The organism is Domibacillus sp. F004 (assembly GCF_057814295.1).
In genome coordinates this window covers 39,483-57,521 of the sequence record NZ_JBVATB010000009.1, presented here as the reverse complement: position 1 = coordinate 57,521, position 18,039 = coordinate 39,483, and the positions used below count along the sequence as shown (strand labels likewise).

Here is an 18,039-nt window from a genome sequence, read left to right as displayed (position 1 = left end):
CCACTTTTTACACGTGAAATAATAAGAAGTGGCTTCTCGAACGATGTCATTCCATACGGATGCGGCTTCCCGCTGCATCATCCTTAATTCGTCATATACGTTTTGATCATAAGGTATTCGAAAGGAACGTGTGACAAACATATGGGTATCCTCCTTCCTCACTTAATACGTTCATCATAACGGAATATACGTTCCCTACACAAGGGATAATCGTCGAAAAAACAAAAAAACCGAACGATTAACGTGCCAAAAAACACACCTCGTTCGACCTCACTCTCATCCCATGTCTAAAGACGATGGGCTTTCCCGTTCGGAAAATCTGTAAATTCTTATCAAATGCTTCTTTTTCGCCACGATAGCCAATAGTGACGACTGCATGGAGATCCAAATCATCTGGAACATTCAGCAAGTTTCGAGCTTTGTCTTTATCAAATCCCCCAATTGCATGTGTGCTAAGTCCCAGTAAAGTTGCCTGAATCGCTAAGTAACCCCAAGCGGCTCCGGAATCAAATGCATGTGCCTCGTTTGGATCTCCATTCTCTCTCCGGTTACTTGATGCTACTAGAACAAGAACAGGAGCTTTTTCTGCCCAAGCCCGATTAAAAGGATTTAAGAACTCATGAAAAATTTTCAGTTGTGGTTCTGTTTTGGCTACAATAAAGCGCCAAGGCTGATCATTGAAAGCGGAAGGGGCCCAATGTGCAGCTTCAAGAACACTATACAAATCATCATCAGAAATCTTTTCGTCAGAATATGCACGGGGAGACCAACGATTTAAAAATAAGGGACTAACAGAATGCTCAGCTTTACGATATTCTTTAACCTCGCTTGTAAGTTTCTCAACAGGTTTAACAGTTAAACTCATTATAGATAACCTCATTTCCTATAGAATTCATTTTAGTTATGATTACATTTTTGATTTAAAACCATGAGACCTTCAGCGTAATCGGCTTAGCCCCCTCTCAATATGGGACCTTGCATAAGCGATTCCTTTTATACCCCATTTACTATCTCTTCGCCCATTCACTTCTCTTTTTGTAGCCTAGTCTTCCATTAAGCAATAACGAAAACGGGATACTTAAACAAGTCAAGATTGTTGCCAGAATAAATACATCATTCAATCCTTTTACATATATCTCGGGAGAAAGACCATTCATTTTTCCGTAAAAATCCATTCTTGTATAGAAAAAAGATGTAAATATTCCGATAGACATTGCTCCCGTTACCTGCCTGGCCCAATTAATCAAAGAAGAAGCGTCACCAGACAGATTATATGAAGAACAGGCCTCCCATCAGTTCAATTAAACTGATGGGGAGCCTTTAACTTTAAACATATTTACTTGTTAGACGAGCATTTATTTCTAAATACACCGCTTTTCGCATCTCGAAATAGAAAAGCTGTATCTTTACCAGTATAAAACAGAACAAGAATTACATGTGTCATTACATCTGTCCAATTTACTCAAAAAATTAAATCAGCGCGCTCTGACTGAACATCGAAGCACGCTGGCGGTCTTATTTTTGATATCTTTCTATTTGAAAGAAGCATAATCAGTCTTTACTATCTTTTTGTGTTAATGGTGATGGTGAGCACCTTTTGAAGAATTGGTAATTACAAACCCTTCCTGGGGGACAAAAAAATACTGAACAAAGATACCATCAAGGAACTCTTCTCTACTATCCAAAAGAATATCGATGTCTTTATCTGTCTTTACTACAACATCATGTTCTTTTTGTGTATCCAATCTAATGCCATAATGAGCGTGATTACCGTGCAGCTCAGTAACCTCTACACGAATCATTTTTCCTTCTGCTTCTGGACTTTCAAGCATTTTCTTCAAAGCATTCGCAGCTTTTTGATTTACTTTACATTTCATCGTTGCTCTCTCCTGTTCTTTTCTTTATTTAACTGACATTCCTGTCAGATGAACAAAGGTCTTCTTAACAATTAATTCCTTTTTGAAGGATAAATTAAATTCCTATAACAGTAATATACTTGTTTGAAGAACTTTTGTCCTCATTCACACTTAAAACGCGTTCATCATTCTAATAAGTTGCTTAAGGCTTGCATCCCAGTTTCCTATAGAAAAAGAGCTGGAGATTGCTTTTTATTTTACCGATCCGTATTCGTCCTGGCAGCGTGGGAGTAATGAAAACACCAACGACCTGCTTCGTGAGTTTTCCCTAAAAGGCACCGATTTTAACAAGGTGAAAGACGACGAGTTGGACTGGGCACTTCATCTGCTCAACAATCGGCCACGCAAGTGCCTGGACTGGCGCACGCCACACGAAGCGTTCATCGACGAAGTGTTGCACTTAACTTGACAAACGATCATATAATAAAATCTTTCTTTTTTCAATAAATGATTTTAAACTCTATTCCTGTTTAAATTAGCAAAAAGCGTTCTCTTTATAACCAGAAAACGCTTTTTTGTGTAAGCAGATGAACCACTTTTTAATAACCAACGAAAGAAGAGGCTGCCTCCATTCACGCAAAAAAGGACGCCCAATGCGTCGAAAATCCGACTTATAGGGCGCCCTTCTTTTCTTACTTAATCAAATTATTTATATGTGTTAGTACATTTTATTCTTTTATTTAATTGTTACTACGCTTTCTAGCACGGGCCTCGCCGCCTTTACGTCCTGCTTCTTCCCTGCTCATTTTCCCATTGTCATTTTGGTTAGCACGGGCTTCGCCGCCTTTGCGGCCAATTTCTTCATAAAATTCTCTGTCATGATTTTCCGCGGTAGCCTCGCCGCCCTTGCGTCCTATCTCTTCATAAAATTCTCTGTCATGGTTTGCTGAGGTAGCTTGTCCACCTTTACGTCCCGCTTCTTCAACAGTCATGTTGCCATCATTGTTTCTGTTGCGATTGTTCTGGTTGTTCTTAGCCATTAAACGTTCCTCCTCAGTAATATTGTTATCGAACTCACTCTCTGTTTTCCCAGCTACTATTTTTTTAAACATTATTTTTTGTATGCAACTTAAAAAAATAAAGGACTAATCAAACAATTATTTTCAAGTATTGAAAATAAAAAAGCAACCCGACCTTTACATTTAGTAAAAGTCGGGTTGTTTACCACAATGAATTGTGGTAAAAATAGTGTCATGATACATTTTAATAAGTTAGTCCATGACCAAGCTTATAGATATTACCATCGCTATCCTTATATGCATATGATAGTCCTTCAGGCATATATTTGTCCTTATCATAGCCCGGTACATCATTTCTAGACACACAATCACCATTCTGATAAACCGCAATGACTTCCTCACTCGCTGGTAATGTCAATGGTAAAACACCTACTGGTTTACTATTACCTGCGATAACCTCAAACTGTGCATTATAGAAGGTATCATATCCAGCGATTAATACATCTGCCAATGGTTCAATACTTCCAAGTATCCATGGCAATGTCACATTAACACTCATAACTACTTTTCCACCACGGCTATGAAGGTTTTTTGTCACTTCTTTTAGATGATCCATACCAGTTATAGTCGTTTCCTGATACAATGAACCATCTAAAGCTGATACTACTTTATCCTCACAGATATCAAGTTCTAATAGTCCAGGTGTCGCGTTGAAGTAAGAGCCTGATTTTGGATGCAAGAACATGATCGCTACGTCAGCTTCTTCATAGTTATCGGTCAACGTAAATTGGCCAAGTTCTTGACATTCTTTTCTTGCCTGCTCAGTGTACTTTGTTGCTCGTTCTACTTCCTTGTGTAATACTTCCACATAAATCTTTTTATTATTAAGCTTTTCAGCTGTTAATGGTAACGTCTCATTTTGATTTTTAAGTACGGTTACAGATTTTTTATGCGCTTCATAAGCTGCTTCCCAATTCGCCTTGTTACTAACTACAGATGTAGCCTGTTCTGGTGAATTATACGTACGATTATCGAAAATTCCTAACGTAAACATTTCTGTAAGGAGTCGTACATTCGCTTCATTAATACGTTTTTCACTAATCCATCCTTTGCTAACAGCGATTTTAAGATTTTCTATATCATTTGTGTCAGCAACGATATCTGTCCCAGCATTAACTGCTTTCGCAAAACGTTCAGCCTCACTTAATTCTTCTACGCCCCAGCTCATATTATTCACAATGCCGCTATCACTATTGATATAGCCTTTAAAACCAAGTTTTCCTCTTAGAATATGGTTAATGAAATAGTGATTGAATGTGAAGCCTACCTCTTCGAATGGAATGTCTTCACCCTCAAACTCTTGTACCACACTCTTCTTGATACTTGGTATAGAATAATATGGCATAATAGATGAAGTACCATGTTCTACCGCTGCTCTAAATGGTGGTAAGTGATATTTTTCTAAGCTTCCTGGAGTTGGGTAAAGATTCCACTTTCCTTCTTTATAATGAGGATCAAATCCATTTTCTCTTGCTCCTCCACCAGGAAAATGCTTCGTTGTCATTGCAATACTGTTTTTCCCTAATTCCTCACCTTGGAATCCGTCGATAAGGCGACCAATAGCATCAGAAATAAATTCCGGATCTTCTCCAAACGTACCATACGTTCGTTGCCATCTCGGATCTGTAACAGTATCTGCCATGTACATATAACCTTTTCTGATACCAGTAGCATCCCACTCTTCGCGAGCGATTTTAGCAAACTCGCTAATAAGTGATGCATCTCCACCGTTTTTAATATCTCCTTGTGCTGCCGCTGCAAGTCCTAAAGTTCCAGGCCATGTAGAGAAAATTCCCCCTGCATCATTCATACCAAAGATAGATTCTGCATTTTCATTTCTTGAATTAGATGTAACCAAGCAAGGAATACCTAAACGGGTTCCCTCAGCTATTTCATTCATTTTATTAATCCACTCTGCTATTTCAGCTGGGCTAAAGTTGTCTCTTAAAATGAAGTGTCGTAAATTTCTTTTCTCGATGGTATGTGTTGTTCCATATACTTTTGATGTAGCAAATATATTTTCCCCTTTTTCCACAATCGACTCGTCTAATATACCATCATGACTTGTCTTTTCCTTATCTTTCTGAGAAAGTCCCATCTTCCGCGTATTAATTAGCATCATACCGATTTTTTCGTCGATATTCATCAATGAAACTAAGTTCTCCGCACGTTCTTTCGGGCTCAAACGCCAATCCTCATAAGGATCTAGCTTCCCATCGTTATTCAAATCTTTAAATTTTAATCCATCAACTTCAATGATGTTCTTAACTTTGACTTCCAAATCGGGTTGTTTATGGTTAAATTCCATTGTAACGCCTCCTACACTTGGTCTTTTCTTAATTATGCCCCTGAATTGAATTTGTTATTGCTTTCTTTTATAGTGTTATAATAACAACAAAAAGTTAAAATTAAATGACGTTTATTGTTTAAATTATTGTAAATGTTGCTATAGGAGAGGATGACACCAAGTGAAGCAACCTGTTCTTATTCCAGTAATCAATAAAGGTTTTGAAATTCATTACTTTAGCAAAAAAAATCAATCCCCTGATTGGCTCAAGAAATACGACGAATCAGCCGAGAAATTTTCCCAATTAGAGTCTTTATTCCAATTGCACAGGCACGATGTTTTAGAGGTTCTTGTTTTTTTAGATGGGGAGTGTGAATTCTTTTGTGAAGGAAAGACATATTCCTTAAGGAGAGGGGATGTTGTGGTGATCCCTCCTTATGCTGTTCATAAAGCTATTGTTAAGAGTATCGATAACTATGAGCGCATAATTGTTAGCGTTAGTGAGCATTTAATGGACGACTTTCTATCTAGTTCACCATCTATGAAAGAAAATATTGTTTATCAAAAGACACAAGGTTCTTATGTATTACATCTGCATTCAAAAAATTCCCAAGATATCATTTCTTTACTTCATGAAATAACTCATAGAATAAAAAATGGCGAAGAAAATTCTTCTTTTACAGTACATTACCTATTATTTCAAGCGCTTCAAGTTATCTTCGACCCCGCAAGTAGTATGCCCAACCTTAGTAACAAGGATGAACTAGACCAAAGGTTCGTATCTATACTAGAATACATTGAATCACATTTGACAGAGCCGGATTTAAGTTTAGACAATGTATCTAATTGTTTTCATTTAAATAAATATTATTTTTCTCATTATTTTAAAAAGAACATGAACCTACCCTTTTACCGTTACGTATCATTAAAGCGTCTATCTTTTGCTGTAACTATGATTAAACAAAATCAGATCTCCATAGAGAAAATCGCTTTAAAATGCGGTTTTCCTGATTATTCGAGTTTTTACAGACTCTTCAAAAAAGAATATAATATTTCTCCCAAAAAACTTCAAAAAGAATACAAAAGTTTATATTAAGATGCATCTAGCAAGCATTCATTTAGGCACACTTACACGTCCTTGTTAATTGAAACAAAGGTCCATTTTGAAGAAATATACAAAGAACATCAAAAAAGAGGCTTTCCTTAAGCTCTATAACTTAAGAAAAGCCTCTCAATGATTATGTAAGTTATTTTACTTCTCTGTAAAGGGTAATTTCTGTACTCTCTCGAAGTTTTCTAAGTTCTGGAACCATTTTCAAAATATGTTCACTTTTATTGTGTTGATTTATAGCCTCTTCATCCGTCCATTCTTCGAGCGTAGTAAGAATGGATGAATCATTGATATCTTCATGAAGAGTGTACGATATACAGCCTTTTTCTTTTCTGGTTTCTGAAACAACTTCTCTAGCCATTATTAAATAATCTTCAACCTTTACACCTGGTTTTAGTTTGGCTTTACATACAACTTTAATCATTTTATTAACCCCTTCTCTTTTTTATTATTGTCTTATTACGAAACCTAGCTTAATTCCATTATTTTAACATAATTTTTGAAAACCTGTTTTGGAGTATCGGAAACGGGTTTTCTACATCAGTCAAAGGCCCTTTAATGATTTAATTGCAATAATAATGCCATATCCCTTTCTCCATTTTCTTATTAATTTTCCCTTGTAATTCAAGATAATCTAGATAACCAATAATTTCAGACATAATGTTGAAAAACTGCTTTTCATACTTTTCTTTATATCGTAATTGGGCAATTTCACTAGCAGTTGAAATTCCGGATTTAATAATGTTTATGTATTTGTTGGCTTTTTGCTCTATCTCTTTTATTCTTTCTTTAAATACATCAACAGGATTTTCTATGATAATACCGTGACCTGAAAAAACGACTTCTGCATTCAATGACAAACATTTCTCTAATGACTGCTTTTGTTGTATCAAGGAGCTTGTACGAATCCCATCGTAATCTGGTTCAATGAAGGCACTGCTTGGCATATGTTCAATTAATAAATCCCCGGCAAATAGCCACTTACGCTCTTTATTATAAAAGGCGACCTGGTCTGGAGCGTGCCCTGGAACGTCCAAGATATCAAAGCCCAAAAACGGGTCATCTGTTATTTCTCGGATTTCGCAACAGATTTTTTTATCCTCTTTTAGAATAATAGGATTATGGACATTCGCTACTTGTTTCTCACCCATTTCACCGCATCCCATCTCTTGGTATAGTTTACCGAAAAACGCTGCCCTCATTTTTATATACTCTGTGTCTCTCTTCAGTATATGTATGGCATTAGGATGGGCGTATACGGGAATGGAATGGGTGGATACAATTCGGTTGACTAAGCCAATATGGTCTGCATGATGATGTGTTAGTAAAATTCCTGTTATATCAGTAAGTGTGTAATCGTTATCCTTTAAGGTCTTTTGTAAGGAATTCCAGCAATCCTCCGTGTTCAATCCGGCGTCAATTAATGTTAAGGAATTCTCATGTTTAACTAAGTAAAAGTTAAAACTTTTCAATTCATTGGAAGCTGGAACGATAACAGGAAATACTTCCATATTGCTTTTTTTAACCAACAAATTTCCCCCTCTAAAATATCGTTTTTTCTATTATTTTCCATCATAACAACAATAGGTTCATCAGGTACATTAATCAACGTTGAAAATCATGTATCTGCAAGCATTGGAACACATCCTTTTTGAATACTATATGTAAATAAGAATGGTGGTGACATCTCACTAACTTTGCGCAAGAATCAATCTTAGCTTAACAAATACAATTTAGAATAAGAACAAACGTAGCCCACATCTTTCCAAAAGAGGCGGGCTAAGTTGTTCTTTACAAACCAAAACTAGAATTAGACACTAGATTTGACTTCTTGCTCATCGGCTAAGCTGGAGTTGATTTTGGTTGTACTTCCTTTGAGTTAACTTTAGATGGTGCTGTTTCTTTGAAGAATAATGAGAATAGAAATGCCAACACACCCGCACCAGTAGCTACGAATAACGGTATTTGAATACCATACATGTCTGCTAAAGCTCCATTCACCATTGGATTTAAGAATCCACCGAAGAATTCACCGATACCGATAGTTAAACCTACTGCAAGACCTGAGTATTTTAATGGAACAGACTCAACTGGAATAACTGACATCGACATACCAATTACACCTGAACCAGCCGATCCGATGAATAAAAGAAGCATCATTAATGGAACTGAATCCACGAATACTATAGTCAATGGTACGAGAATTAACAACAAGCCAGATACTAAAGAAGCCGATTTACGACCAGTACGCTCTGAAAGCGTTGGGATTAAGAAACCGAAGATTGCATAACCAACACCGAATGCAGCCATGACGAAACTCATTGTCGTATCTGATAAACCTTTTGCCTGTACTAAATATGTTGGTCCGAAAATTTGGAATGCCATAAGTAGTGTCATCACTAAGCTGAAAACAATAATGGATAACCAAATATTACGGAGCTTAAGAATATCTTTAACTTTAATTTTTTCAGTCGATTTTGTAGCATGCATAGCATGGTATTTCGCTGGATCTGGGTTTTTAACTGCTTTTAAGATGACTAAGCTTAAAATAATCCCTGGAATAATCGTTAAATAGAACGCCATATGCCAGTCAAATTTAGTTGCTAATGCAACGATTGCTACAGGCGCTAAAATGCTGCCGAATAATGCGTTACTTGTGTTCATTGTAAAACCTAAGTTAAATCCGCGACGACGCTCCGAAGATTCCATTGCTAAAATCGATTGTGTTTGTGGAATCAGTGGACCTTCTACAATACCCATTAATAGACGCAGTACGAATAACATAGCGAATGATTGTGCTAAACCATGTAATAATGAAATAACTGAGAATGCGAATATCAAAATGGCTAACATTGCTTTCTTACTATTAACTTTATCTGAGATGAATCCACCTAATGGACCAGAAACTGACCAAGTTAACGCAAGAGCTGCTCCAAGTAAACCTAATTGCGTGTAGTTTAATCCTAAATCGACAGAAATCATCGGGAATAGGTAGTTAATCGCTAAACGGTCAAAGAATACGAATCCGATTGCGAAGAAGAAGATTACTACTAACTTATTTTCATAAGTCCAAAACTTTTTATTTCCCATAAAATAAAACACCCTTCTCAAATAATAATGGACCCAGAAGCTTATCACAGGATTGAAGTCAAAAGATCGCTGCTCGCAAACTAACTTCCTTGATTACTCAACCGTAATCATGGTCAACACAGATGCCAAGTGGCGGGGCCACCGCCGATAGAACGCTTTTTCTGCCATCTGAAATCAAAGAAGATCTACTACAGCACCTATACACCCCCAACGATAAACTATCGAGACGTGAATCTACAAATATAATCCACACACGACCACATCGGCCGCTCATTGACGTGAGATTAATTCTACCGGCATACATTCAATGCTGCCGGGTAAGTTCAAATTGTAAAACATCCCAAATACAAGGAAAAACTGCAGGTCAAAAATGTCTTGACAACGGGGTCCATCACAATTTGAATACGCTTCCATTTGTGCTTTCTTTGAAGAAGCAATAAACCATACTATTATTAGTAAATCGCTTTGCATGCAACGATTAGAATGGTTTTTTAGAAGGATCAAATAATAAAACGGAAGTGATCAAACGCAATACCTATAGTTTCTTTCGCGATGATCACTTCCCTCTGAAAAAACCTGTTAACATATCGAAATGGACCGTTCAAGGTCACGTTAGCGCTGAACTTGAAAATTCTTTACTTAGAATTTAAAAAATCAGCTGTACGTTTGTAAACGTCTTTATACTCATCAAGATGCGTGAATTTACCTAAGAAGCCATGAGTAGCACCTTCATATCGTTTTGTTTCAACATGCACACCACATTCTTTTAAATTCTCCGCAAATAGTTCCCCTTCATCTCGAAATGGATCATATTCTGCTGTGATGACAAGTGCTGCTGGAAGATTTTCTAAGTTTTCTTCTCGAATTGGTGAAACAAGCGGATTATCCGTATCTACACCGCCTAATAAATAGAAGCCGTTAAGTTCAGCTAATTGGTCACTTTCTACGAAATAACCCTTTCCATTTTCAACCAATGACGGATAACGAAATTCGCTAAAGTCAAGGTCTAAGGACGGATAGAATAATACTTGCTTTGTAATCGTAAATTCCTTTTTATCACGGGCCATTAAAGAAACAGCAGCAACTAAGTTGCCACCAGAGCTATCCCCTGCAAGAGCGAGGTTCTGCCCATCCCATTTTAATTCGTCCCTATGTTCTGTTGCCCATTTTGTTACATTATAACAATCGTCTAATGCAGCAGGAAATGGGTGTTCAGGAGCAAGACGGAAATCGACTGAAATGACTTTATAGCCGGATTCCATGCTAATCGGACGAATAACTTCATCATGACTTTCTAAATCTCCTGAGAAAAATGCACCACCATGGAAGTACATTAGAAGTGGATAAGAATCGCCTTCCTTCGGTGTATAAATCCTTACTGGTATATCTGCTTCAGAAGTCGGAATTATTTTTTCTTCAACAGAATAAACTTGTACACGTTTTTCAACTGGTAAAACGGGTGCATTGAATACTTTTCTATGTTCTTCTGGAATGACTTTCTGTTTCGTGTCGGATTGTGGAATGAATTCCAAAATCTTTTTTATCTCGGGATGTACAGGCATCTGTAAGACACTCCTTATTTTATTTATTTCGTTTTATTGTATAATCAAATAGAAAGGCATTACCCACTTAAATATAAGGGGCCTTTCTCGTTTAAAAAGCTTATATTTCCTGCCAATTTAAGCAGATTTTGCAAGAAGGCTGATTAGATGTTGCCGCAAATAACCAGCCCCACTTTCTTAAAAGTGAACTTTTTCAGGGAATGCAGTCTCTGCTTGATCTGTTGGGAATAGGCGAGATAATTCTTGGTAAAGCTTCGTAATTGGTTTACGCTGCTCTTCATAGTTTTGCAGTGCTTCCGCAGGTGTTACAGTTCCAGCAACTGCTTCAGCAATTGCTTCTGCTAATACATCAGCATCTTGGATCGCCATGTTTGCACCTTGGCCTTGGTTATGAAGCATCGCGTGAGCAGCGTCACCAATTAACGTTACAGTGTTTGTGCTCCATTTGCTAATTGGATCAAGATCGCATAATGGACGCGTTACGATATCTTCTAATTTAATATTATCAACAATTTTTTGGATTGTAGGACCGAAGCCTTTAATGCTCTCCATAATTTCTTCTTTTGTTACTTCTGGACGCCATGCGAACTCGCCAGGAACTGTAACATCTACAGAGACTTGTTTGCGACCTTCTAATGGTAATAAATATGTTGAGTTATTACCATCTACATAAATACGCACGATGTTTTCTGCTGAAGCCCTACCAAGTGCATCTTCGAAAGGAATTAATACACGGTGTGCTAAATAACCAGAATATACTGGATCATATTGACCTAAAACTTGACAACGGAGTGGTGAACGAATACCATCAGCTGCAACGACGATATCAGCTTCGATTGTTTTCCCATTTTCAAATTTCACTTCAGCATAGTCACCGTGGTCAATTACTTCTATTACACGATGGCTTAAGTGAAGTTGGTCTGCTGGAATATGAGCTATTAACGTATCTAATAAATCTGCGCGGTGAATTAAACGAGCATATGCTTCTGATTTGTCCCCCGTTAATACTGGCCATGTTTCTTTAATGAATACGTTATCATCTCCAGCAATGATTTCCATAAAGTCACTTCGTTCGGTAACTTTTTCTAACTCTTTATATAAACCCCATTTTTGGAAGCAACGCACGCTTGGTGGACGGATACCGATACCAGCACCAACCTCTCTTAAAACAGGTGCTTGCTCATACACATCGGCACGAATTCCTTTCGCTTTTAATGCAACCGCAGTTGATGAACCAGCAATTCCGCCACCAATAATTGCAATTCTTAATTCAGATTTCGATTTCATAAATATTTCCCTCCTAAGCCGTTTCTTTTATCATTTTTTGTGATAAGCAAGTTTTAAAGGAACCAATGAAAATGCAATAGCCGCTAAAATACCTGGTATCGCAAACGAAATAAAATTCATTTGCATAGATAGATTAAGTGATACTAGGATGCCTTCAATTGTTGTCCCTATAATCCCACCAATTCTCTAATTCCTGAAGCAAACCCAACAGCAGTTGAGCTCTTGTATTGTGATACAAAGGCGTATGAATTGTTTTGAGCCCCATTGTCCATGCATCAGTAATGGCAACTAGTAAATATAGAATAAACATGTTATTTTAAAATCGAGAATCTGCAAGACTTCCAAGGATTAACCATCCAATAATAGCCCGACATTTAAAACAATCACAAAGCTTAAGCCGGAACCAAGAGCATAGCGGGGCACTGTCATTCTCAACGATTCACCGTGAAGGAGAACTTATAGTCGTCTGCTCGATGGATGACGCGTCTCCAGCCAATAAGGAAATCCTGACGCGTGTATAATTTGGTTTCCATTATAAGAATAGGATCTTCGATTCTGATATTTAAAATCTGCGCTTCCATACTGCTTGCGCTTGCGGCCCAAATTTGGTGATCGCCTCGAGAAATAAAGATACCTTGTTCTCTCTCAAGGAGCGCGAAGACACTATCGGCCTCTTCAAGTTTCCGTGCCCCCGGTTGAAAATCATCCGATACAGCCAAATAAGTCTGCGTCCACGCAAGTGGTTTTTCCTTGAGTAAAATCAAGCGAGAAATTCTCAATACTTTGGCATCCGGTTCAGTACCAAGTATGCTGCACAGCTTCTCCGTAGGGAAGACATGATCGACAGCTAATATTTTCGAATTACAATCCATACCTTGTTCACGAAGGAAGCCAACCAGTCCTCCTAACTCTAACCCGGCAGGACGCACTGGAAGTTCCTGAACAGGAAATGTACCCTTCGCACGCTCTCGGTATACATACCCTTCATCAACGAGCTCCTTAAGTGCTTGACGTACAGGTGCTCGACTCACATGAAACCGACGAACAAGCTCTCCCTCCGTACTAAATGGGCGACCGGTCTTACTCTTAGCAGCTTGTAACTCCTCAATTAAGATTTCTTTAATCTGTTTATAGATTGGAAGAGAGGAACTACGATCAATCGTGCTTTTTTTGGTATAATTAGTCATTATCGCACGCCAAGAATCTCTGATTGCACGCCACTCTTAAGAGGAGCTGCAGTGCGTTCCTGTACGTATTCAAACGTAACGCCAGGAGCAAGTTCTCGAACGACAAGACCATCATCTGTTACATCGATTATTGCAAGATTGGTATAGATGCGATCTACACAGCGAGATGCAGTTAATGGATACGTACATTCCTCAACGATTTTCACATCTCCCTTATTTGAGCAATGTTGCATAAATAGAAAGACACGCTTACTGCCAACAGTCAGGTCCATCGCTCCACCAACACGTCCAAGAGGAGCGTTAGGGAGCTTCCAACTAGCAAGATCACCGTTCATCGAAACTTGGAATGCACCAAGTACCGCTGCGTCAAGGTGACCGCCACGAATCATTGCAAATGAATCTGCTTGCGAGAAGTAGCTGCCACCTGGGTTTAATGTGATTGGTTCTTTCCCGGCATTCACAAGGTCTGGATCCTCTTCGCCTGGCTTTGGTTTCGGTCCTAATCCAAGAAGACCATTCTCACTATGCAAAATGATTTCTCGATCTTCAGGAATGAAATCGGCTACAAGTGTCGGTAAACCGATACCAAGATTTACGAACCAGCCATCCTCTAGGTCCAAAGCTACTTGAGCAGCTAATTCATTCATTGTCCATCCAACTGTTTGTACCTGATCTTTACTCATTTACTAACACCTTCCCCTCAGGTTGCAAATCGACTTTCACTAAACGATGTACGAAAACACTTGGTGTCACGATTGCCTCTGGATCAATTTCTCCAACCTCCACGATTTCACTTACTTCAGCGATTGTTGTACGTGCAGCTGTCGCCATCACCGGGTTAAAGTTACGTTGTGTTTTTCGATAAACAAGATTCCCCCAACGGTCCGCTCGATCTGCCTTAACAAAAGCGTAGTCGCCTTTGATTGCCTGCTCTAAAATGTATAAGCGATCATCGAACACTCGAGTTTCCTTACCTTCTCCAAGTTCCGTATGCACTCCGGTCGCTGTGTAAAAGGCCGGGATGCCCGCTCCACCTGCACGGATACGCTCCGCTAATGTGCCTTGAGGGACGATTTCTAACTCGATAGTACCATTCTCAAGACGCTTAATAAGATCGTCGGCGTGTGGGCCAACCGGGAATGAACATATAATTTTGCGTACTTGATTGTTGCTAATAAGTGATGCTACACCATCGCTAACTGCGCCAATATTATTTGACACAACTGTAAGATCCTTCGCCCCCTGCCCTACAAGAGCGGCGATTAGATGTGACGGTAAGCCGCTGCCGCCAAATCCTCCAACAAGCAGCGTTGCCCCATCTTGCATGTCAGCAATAGCTTGTGCAGCATTTTCATACTTTTTCTGGATCATTTATATTTCCTCCTCTCAGTTATTACAGATATTACGAAAAGAAAGCCCATTACGGTGCATTAGCGCCCTCTTGAGATATGGGATGAATTTTCGCTCAAATGCGGTGTATAGATAAAATGCCGAAGATACGTTCTATACATTAAGTATTTAAAATGGTATACTTCCCCCGTATAGGATGTTCCTTGAAAACTGAAAATAGGTGGTTGTGACAGGAAAAACGTCTGTCACGTAAAATTTTCAACGTTCGACCGACCAACACTCTCCATGGAGGGAGTGCGGTATATGAACCTATAAAAGTATCGCCGATTGAACGGCGTAGTTGGCACCGACCTTGCCCTATTGAAAGACTGTTTTTCTCTCAAGAGTTGCTCGCTAAAAGTTCGACCTCTGCATCTTCTTATAGAAGCTTGTAAGTGGGATGTTTGCGAGAAAGAACCCCATTGGCTTCAGCCGTGGGAGTGGTCAGGTACACCAATAAGTTCTTCTTGATAGCCGTTCATCGTAACGAAGAACGCGCAAGGCAAGTTCCGTGGATCACCTGTATAGCCAATCTCGGCTGCAATAGATCCAAACGGTCCATATAGTCCATCACTTTCGTTAGACTGTGTATCTCCTGATAGGTGTTGCTCGATAACATCTGCTAACTTCGCATCCATCTCAAGACTTGCTTGGAGAACTGCAGAAACTGCATCTCCATCTACTTCTGGACTGATAATCGCCCCATTTGCATCTCGGAAATGATGCCCTAAGTACAAGCGCTTTGGACGTACTTCCTCGAGAAGGTGCTGTAAACTTTGGCGATAGAGCGCTGGGTATTCAATCGTAGGAATCCCACTCTTTGCCCCGCCATACATTTGCACAGCATCTGCTGCAAAAGCCCATTCCAGACCATCAAGTACAAATGTCACCGATCCAATCGAGTGTCCTGGTGTTTCTACTACAGTGATTGATACATCACCACCAAGTGAGATTTTATCACCACTAACAACTTCAACTGTTGGCTCCAAATCTTCCCCGATATCATTTAGCAGGATAGCTGTATGCTTTTCTTGCGTCTGGGCATCCAGGAATTTACCTTGAAGCCCTTTATAATCTGTAATATGTGCATTCCGGTTACGTAGCAAATAGGCTTCCTTTTGAGGAATCACAACTTCTGCCCGCCCTTCTGTTTTCTCCCAAACCGCTCGGGCACCACCAAGATGGTCAACATGTCCGTGAGTTAGAAAAATCCAGCGTATATCTTCAATGCGCAGACCATGCTCAGCAAGAACCGTCTCGATTTCTTGTGAAGCTGATGAGGCAATGCCTGTATCAATAAGTGCAGGCTCTGGCGCATCAATATAGTAGGCATACGCAGAAGTTGGACCAAATTTACATTCAATCGGTATAACACGCACTGAATTTGCCATGTTGTTCACTCCTCTAATCTCGTTTATGACCAGCACGCGATTTTTTTTGCGTTTTCCCCGTTACTTTATTTGTTTGTAACGTCGAATTGTTTAGGAATGACTGGTAACACTAAACGGGATTGATGATCTCTGTCACGATAGATTTTGTGCATTGTTGCACGGCCGCTTGGTAAGTGGTAGCTATCTGGTGGTAATAATTTTGCTTCTTCTCCATCAAGTGGTTCATTACACGCAAGTTCTAATTCAATACGATGACCTGGTTTAATTAAAAATGAGAATGGATATAAGCGAATCGCATACTCGTTAATTTCACCAGGCGTTACTGGTACTGCACGGTTATGTGGATGCCATGGCTCACCGTATGTTGATTTTTCTTCATTTAGTTCGCGATGAGATGCTTTTAAATAACCTGATGTCATTAACGTACGTTTGCCGCTTGGATCTACATCATAAAGCTTCGCAATGAAGTTGGTGTCATCAGTATCGATTTCTGCATGGATATATAATGCTCCTGTACCTGTCATTTCTACAGACTCTAGGAATTTATCACTTGTCCATTTAAGCGCTTCTGATTTGGTTGTTACTGTTAATGGCGCTTGGTAGAAGCCATCTGGATGTGCATATTCAGCTGTTAATGGCTCTGGTTTCTCGCTAATTTTGTGGCGAGGACGTAAGTAGAACTCTTTCTTTTCTTCATATGGTAATGGCCATTGATCTTCGCCACGCCATTTGTAAGAACCCTCTACAGAGAACTGAACTGCCGGTTCATCCATAATGCCTGTGTCAATGCCTTTTAACCAGTAATCATACCAGCGGAACATTTCGTCATGGCATTCATGGAATGGACGCTCTAACATTGGCGGAAGCGCTTGGAGATCAAGCTTTTTAATGCCTGATACTTTGTGGAAGCATTCGATTGTGCCTTCAACGTTCCAACCGCGCCCCCATTTTGCTTGGAAGTAAGTCGGGATTGTTACTTTATGTGCTACTTCTATTGCAGAATTTTCTTGCCAGAACGAGCCATCAAGTGGGTTTAATAAGTAATCCGTCCATAATTCATGACGGTCTTGATAATGTAAAAGGTGAACAAAGTCTGACCAATGTGCGATATCTGGATCGTTTAAACGGTCTTGCGTTATTTGTTTAAGTTCCTCTGGCGTGAATACTTTCGAGCTCTTACTTGCTACGTTATTGAATGCGTTACCGCTATCGCCGCCGCGTCCTTCACGAGAAGCACGTGGCATTAACCACATAATCCCGCCATGATAACAAAGTTCATAAAGATCGAAGTGACCACCGTTTGCAAATATTGCTTTTAAGTGTGGTGGCTGCTCCGCTGCACCTAAGATTTGAACAGATGCAAAGTATGAAATACCAATCATCCCGATGTTGCCATCGCACCAATCTTGTTCTGCTAACCATTCAACGAGGTCATAAATGTCTTTACCATCGCCATGACCACCAGAGTTATAGTTACCGCACATTTGCCCTTCAGATCCACCTGTACCGCGTACGTCTGCGATAATATGGGCATAACCTCGTGATACTACTTCATGAATATCCCCAGCTTCAATCGCTCCGTTCCAAAGATGACTTGGACGTGCTTGTGGAGGTAATGTTAGCGCTTGCGCTTGTAGTTCTTTACCGTATGGGCTAAGGGCAAGTAATGCTGGTACTTTTCCCGTGCCTTCAGGACGGTAAATATCTGCAGCGATATGCACACCGTCACGCATTTTAATGCGTGCGTCCTTAGTAATAATCATTTCAATTCGCTCCTCTTCTAAATGCTTCTATGCATAT

At 39.4% G+C, this 18,039-nt stretch carries 15 protein-coding genes and 1 pseudogene; 2 read left to right on the top strand and 14 right to left on the bottom strand.

The features are described 5' to 3' along the window. Positions 1-238: 238 nt before the first annotated feature. Both ACZYRN_RS17635 and ACZYRN_RS17630 read right to left on the bottom strand, forming a co-directional pair. The gene (locus tag ACZYRN_RS17635; protein ID WP_488912927.1) at positions 239-865 is read right to left on the bottom strand and encodes a nitroreductase family protein; all 627 of its coding nucleotides are present in this window, start codon (positions 863-865) and stop codon (positions 239-241) included. Positions 866-1,574: 709 nt separating this feature from the next. Beyond that, positions 1,575-1,877, bottom strand: coding sequence for an iron-sulfur cluster assembly accessory protein (locus tag ACZYRN_RS17630; RefSeq protein WP_488912926.1), 303 nt, complete (start codon positions 1,875-1,877; stop codon positions 1,575-1,577). A 205-nt stretch (positions 1,878-2,082) separates the two neighbouring features. Between ACZYRN_RS17630 and ACZYRN_RS17625 the strand changes: the two are divergent. Further along, positions 2,083-2,325, top strand: a pseudogene (locus ACZYRN_RS17625) (IS30 family transposase); the annotation flags it as partial. 271 nt (positions 2,326-2,596) lie between these two features. Here ACZYRN_RS17625 and ACZYRN_RS17620 read toward each other — a convergent pair. Together ACZYRN_RS17620 and ACZYRN_RS17615 are read right to left on the bottom strand one after the other, a co-directional pair. Beyond that, on the bottom strand, positions 2,597-2,896 hold the full coding sequence (locus ACZYRN_RS17620) for a KGG domain-containing protein (RefSeq protein ID WP_488912925.1): 300 nt from the start codon (positions 2,894-2,896) through the stop codon (positions 2,597-2,599). Between the two features lie 223 nt (positions 2,897-3,119). Beyond that, on the bottom strand, positions 3,120-5,243 hold the full coding sequence (locus ACZYRN_RS17615) for a glycoside hydrolase family 3 protein (protein WP_488912924.1): 2,124 nt from the start codon (positions 5,241-5,243) through the stop codon (positions 3,120-3,122). Between the two features lie 160 nt (positions 5,244-5,403). Here ACZYRN_RS17615 and ACZYRN_RS17610 point away from each other — a divergent pair, with 160 nt between their 5' ends. Next, the gene (locus ACZYRN_RS17610; RefSeq protein ID WP_488912923.1) at positions 5,404-6,318 is read left to right on the top strand and encodes an AraC family transcriptional regulator; all 915 of its coding nucleotides are present in this window, start codon (positions 5,404-5,406) and stop codon (positions 6,316-6,318) included. Between the two features lie 151 nt (positions 6,319-6,469). Here the strand turns inward: ACZYRN_RS17610 and ACZYRN_RS17605 are convergent, their stop codons facing one another. The 10 genes from ACZYRN_RS17605 to ACZYRN_RS17560 form a co-directional block, all read right to left on the bottom strand. After that, positions 6,470-6,757, bottom strand: coding sequence for a putative quinol monooxygenase (locus ACZYRN_RS17605; RefSeq protein ID WP_488912922.1), 288 nt, complete (start codon positions 6,755-6,757; stop codon positions 6,470-6,472). A gap of 139 nt (positions 6,758-6,896) precedes the next feature. After that, complete coding sequence (locus ACZYRN_RS17600) at positions 6,897-7,862, bottom strand: MBL fold metallo-hydrolase (RefSeq protein ID WP_488912921.1); 966 nt, start codon at positions 7,860-7,862, stop codon at positions 6,897-6,899. Between the two features lie 313 nt (positions 7,863-8,175). Continuing rightward, positions 8,176-9,423, bottom strand: a complete 1,248-nt coding sequence (locus ACZYRN_RS17595; protein ID WP_488912920.1) for an MFS transporter — start codon at positions 9,421-9,423, stop codon at positions 8,176-8,178. A 635-nt stretch (positions 9,424-10,058) separates the two neighbouring features. Beyond that, complete coding sequence (locus tag ACZYRN_RS17590) at positions 10,059-10,985, bottom strand: alpha/beta hydrolase (RefSeq protein ID WP_488912919.1); 927 nt, start codon at positions 10,983-10,985, stop codon at positions 10,059-10,061. A 177-nt stretch (positions 10,986-11,162) separates the two neighbouring features. Then, positions 11,163-12,272, bottom strand: a complete 1,110-nt coding sequence (locus ACZYRN_RS17585) for an FAD-dependent oxidoreductase (RefSeq protein WP_488912918.1) — start codon at positions 12,270-12,272, stop codon at positions 11,163-11,165. A 431-nt stretch (positions 12,273-12,703) separates the two neighbouring features. Beyond that, a complete protein-coding gene (locus tag ACZYRN_RS17580; protein WP_488912917.1) occupies positions 12,704-13,459 on the bottom strand; it encodes a GntR family transcriptional regulator in 756 nt (251 codons plus the stop codon). Beyond that, on the bottom strand, positions 13,459-14,142 hold the full coding sequence (locus ACZYRN_RS17575; RefSeq protein ID WP_488912916.1) for a 3-oxoacid CoA-transferase subunit B: 684 nt from the start codon (positions 14,140-14,142) through the stop codon (positions 13,459-13,461). Before ACZYRN_RS17575 ends, ACZYRN_RS17580 begins: the two co-directional genes overlap by 1 nt. Next, on the bottom strand, positions 14,135-14,830 hold the full coding sequence (locus tag ACZYRN_RS17570; RefSeq protein ID WP_488912915.1) for a 3-oxoacid CoA-transferase subunit A: 696 nt from the start codon (positions 14,828-14,830) through the stop codon (positions 14,135-14,137). Before ACZYRN_RS17570 ends, ACZYRN_RS17575 begins: the two co-directional genes overlap by 8 nt. A gap of 446 nt (positions 14,831-15,276) precedes the next feature. Further along, positions 15,277-16,239, bottom strand: a complete 963-nt coding sequence (locus tag ACZYRN_RS17565) for an MBL fold metallo-hydrolase (protein WP_488912914.1) — start codon at positions 16,237-16,239, stop codon at positions 15,277-15,279. Positions 16,240-16,304: 65 nt separating this feature from the next. Further along, positions 16,305-18,002, bottom strand: a complete 1,698-nt coding sequence (locus tag ACZYRN_RS17560) for a CocE/NonD family hydrolase (RefSeq protein ID WP_488912913.1) — start codon at positions 18,000-18,002, stop codon at positions 16,305-16,307. Positions 18,003-18,039 lie beyond the last annotated feature (37 nt).